This window comes from Shewanella canadensis (assembly GCF_003966225.1).
GTDB classification, from domain to species: Bacteria; Pseudomonadota; Gammaproteobacteria; order Enterobacterales; family Shewanellaceae; genus Shewanella; species Shewanella canadensis.
Map to the genome: position 1 here is coordinate 1 of NZ_RXNU01000034.1, position 3,283 is coordinate 3,283.

Here is a 3,283-nt window from a genome sequence, read left to right on the forward strand (position 1 = left end):
TTTTACCAAATTAGTCTGGAAACCATAGCATTGTGGCCCCACCTGATCCCATCTCGAACTCAGAAGTGAAACGCAATCGCGCCGATGGTAGTGTGGGGTCTCCCCATGTGAGAGTAGGTCATTTCCAGGCGCCTAATTAAGTTAAATATGATAGTGCAGTGAATTTCATCTAAGATGAAAGCACGTTAGACTCAATCGTAGTAAGAAATTTAAAATATTGCTGATATGGCTCAGTCGGTAGAGCGCATCCTTGGTAAGGATGAGGTCCCCAGTTCGATTCTGGGTATCAGCACCATTTTAGTTAAAAGAATTTGTCTGGAAACCATAGCATTGTGGCCCCACCTGATCCCATCTCGAACTCAGAAGTGAAACGCAATTGCGCCGATGGTAGTGTGGGGTCTCCCCATGTGAGAGTAGGTCATTTCCAGACGCCTAATTTCTCGTAAAGAGAGTCGATAAAGCCCGTTGCTAACGCAACGGGCTTTTTTCGTTTTTAGTCTGGACCCTTTATTCCAAGAAGTGGCCACTCGAACATGGGCTGCATAGATAGTGCGTGCCAAGCATGCATCTTATACCAATCTGTAAAACTAACTGGTCATATTTAGCCAGCTCCTTGAACACATTTGAGTGACCCGATCTGCACTTTCATTGAAGGTGTTCCAAGCCTTGCAAGCACTGTCAACGATATCCTCATAATTCTTAAAGCTTTATTAGCAAGGCAGTGTTGTCGCATCCAGCTCCAGACTTGTTCGATGGGGTTGAGCTCCGGTGAATAGGGAGGGAGCATTTATAATGCTGACATTACTGAAGTCATCAGCAACATTATCTGTATGCCAGCCAGCTCCATCCATTATCACCACTGCCTGCCTGTCTGTTTCCGTGATCAAAGAGAGTTGCTCCAAGTGCAAGCGCATAACATCTTTATTGGTCCATGGAACAACTATTGCTTGCCCAATTCCTCGACTTGGGCACACAGAACTAAACAAGTAGGCATATTCGAATTGCTGTTGGAGAACCGCCCTAGGTCTAGTGCCTATTCGAGTCCAAACTCGAGTTGTCGTGTTTTGCTGGCCAAATCTAGCTTCATCTAGAAACCAAAAATCGACTCTATCCAAAGGAAGGCGCCCTGGGATCTTTGCGATCGTTTTTATTTTGATTTTTTTAAAATCGTCTTGAAGTTCTTCTGATTGTTTTGGATGTTTAGAGCGAGAGGTAACCCATGAAAAAACCATTTTATTCAATAGGTAATAGATAGAGTCCGGATGGTAGCTTTTGCCACACTCAGTTTGTATAAAGTGTTGAATATCAGCCCCAGTCAGTCTACCGCCTTGCTCGCTACTCGCACTGGTTTCAATATATGCCGCAAGTTGATTGCTCTGCTGAGTATTAATAAATGGTGGCCTACCAGTACGGGGTTTCTCCTCCAACCCTGCTAGCCCTTCACTTAAATAAATACTCACCCACTTGTTAACGCTGGTTCTTCTAACTTTTAAATATCTGGCAATGTCAGTACGGGACTTTCCATCTTGAAAATGTGAGAGAGCCTGTAAGCGTGTCTTCATTTGAATTGTTTTCTGCTTACTGGCAAGGGACTTGAAATCAATATCTTTAGGGTTATTCATTGGCTCAAATACTACCTAGTAAGGACATTCAATTAGATCACATTTTTACTTAGATTGGTATTATCCATGTGAAGGCCAAAATTGTTCCCAACAATTTAAGGCACTTCCCACATCTTTGTGGGCCAACGCGGAGAGCTTGCGACCTACACGATGTAGGAAGTGGCATTTATGCAGGATGCATTTAAATGGTCTTGAAGCTGACCATGACAGGCGCACTCCTTATTTAACAGTAGAGAAGCCACCTTATCAATGTGGCTTTTTTGCGCTTAGGCCTTTTAATAAATAGTTATAGCTACTCCCGAACTAGCCATTACTGTAAGCAGGAGACTTCTCCATTTATGTAGGAATGAATGCCTACTTCACATGCAGCCCGTAGCGACTTCGTCGATGTGGCCGTTAATTACCCCTTGGTTCTAGCATCCTGCTCCTCTCTCGATAATTGCTCCTGCAATATCCTACCTTTGCCCACCCATGGGCTCGTACCTCCTGAATGCATTCAGGAGGCACTTCTCCTTTTAATAAAGTCAGCATTTCCGCCATCTGATGTTTAGGATTCACAAAGGTCTTGGTGGCATGGTCAATCATGTTCCCGACATCATAATGTAATTTTCCACGTCCCTATGGTTCAGATACTAAAGAAAGGCCTTGGCGGTCAGGGTCTCCTTTCGTTTTATGCATTTCAGTAATTGATATAGACGGGCGTTGGAAGGCGCCTTGCTCTTTACTACAAAGTCGCTGACTGCAGTGCATTCAAAGCATACTTTTCTCACATCCATGTCTAACTTCCTGGTATTAGTCGCTATCCTCAAGCGCCTTCGCTCGTCCTTAATCTTTTATTCGGTAACGGCTATGTTGGTTACTCCCATTCTTATATCCATATAGGGACATATTTCCTTCATCACAGCCTGCAGGTAGCCTGAACTCTAGAACTAAACTATCAATTTCGTGAAATGCACTACGCTTTTCCCTGGTTCGTTTTAGTCTAGATACCGATATTTGCTATTGCTGATATCAATTTGAAGGCGCTAAGTCTGATCAATTAGTTACTTTTACATTGGTGATGATCCGAACCTAACTGAATGAATGGTGTTTGCTTGCCGTTTTTTGTTCACGTGTATGGTGGCAGATGGGCTCAAGTCACCTGTGTTTATCAAGGCTAAAATAGTGTAATGGTGCCATATAACGGATACCTGTGGGTAACTCTGTGTGCAATTGGTGCGTAAACTGTTCTTAAGCGCTTATTTGATGAAAACATGTATTTTTCAGTAATTAGCGCTTGTGCTCTGCCTAAAACTCCCTATAATTCGCTCCCACTGACACGGCACAGCAGGCCAACTAACTAGTCGAAAGGTTAGATAGGACGGGACTTGCAGCGGTGTTGGAGGGTTTAACTTCTTCGGAATTAGACTCAGGTGATAAGCGCTTTAAGGGATTCGGGTTTTGATTGATTTTTACATTAGTGATTAAGAAATCATCGCTTGAAAAACTTCTTAAAATAAGCACTTGACGCCAACCACGGAGCGTGTAGAATACGCCTCCTCAAGCCAACGACCTAGCGTCTAACGGCAGCATCTGAAAGATTGATGCTAACGCTCTTTAACAAATTGAAACAAGAAATCTGTGTGGACACTCACAGGTGTTGAGTTATTCGAAATTGCTTC

1 tRNA gene, 2 rRNA genes and 1 pseudogene are annotated in these 3,283 nt (G+C 43.3%); 3 read left to right on the top strand and 1 reads right to left on the bottom strand.

Going from position 1 to position 3,283, the window contains the following annotated elements:
* Nucleotides 1-14 precede the first annotated feature (14 nt).
* The 3 genes from rrf (EKG38_RS24580) (at nucleotide 15) to rrf (EKG38_RS24590) (ending at nucleotide 430) form a co-directional block, all read left to right on the top strand.
* Nucleotides 15-130 (top strand): 5S ribosomal RNA (gene rrf, locus EKG38_RS24580).
* Between the two features lie 89 nt (nucleotides 131-219).
* Nucleotides 220-295, top strand: a tRNA-Thr gene (locus EKG38_RS24585).
* 19 nt (nucleotides 296-314) lie between these two features.
* Nucleotides 315-430 (top strand): 5S ribosomal RNA (rrf, locus tag EKG38_RS24590).
* A 157-nt stretch (nucleotides 431-587) separates the two neighbouring features.
* Here the strand turns inward: rrf (EKG38_RS24590) and EKG38_RS24595 are convergent.
* Nucleotides 588-1,622: pseudogene (locus EKG38_RS24595) on the bottom strand (IS630 family transposase).
* Nucleotides 1,623-3,283 lie beyond the last annotated feature (1,661 nt).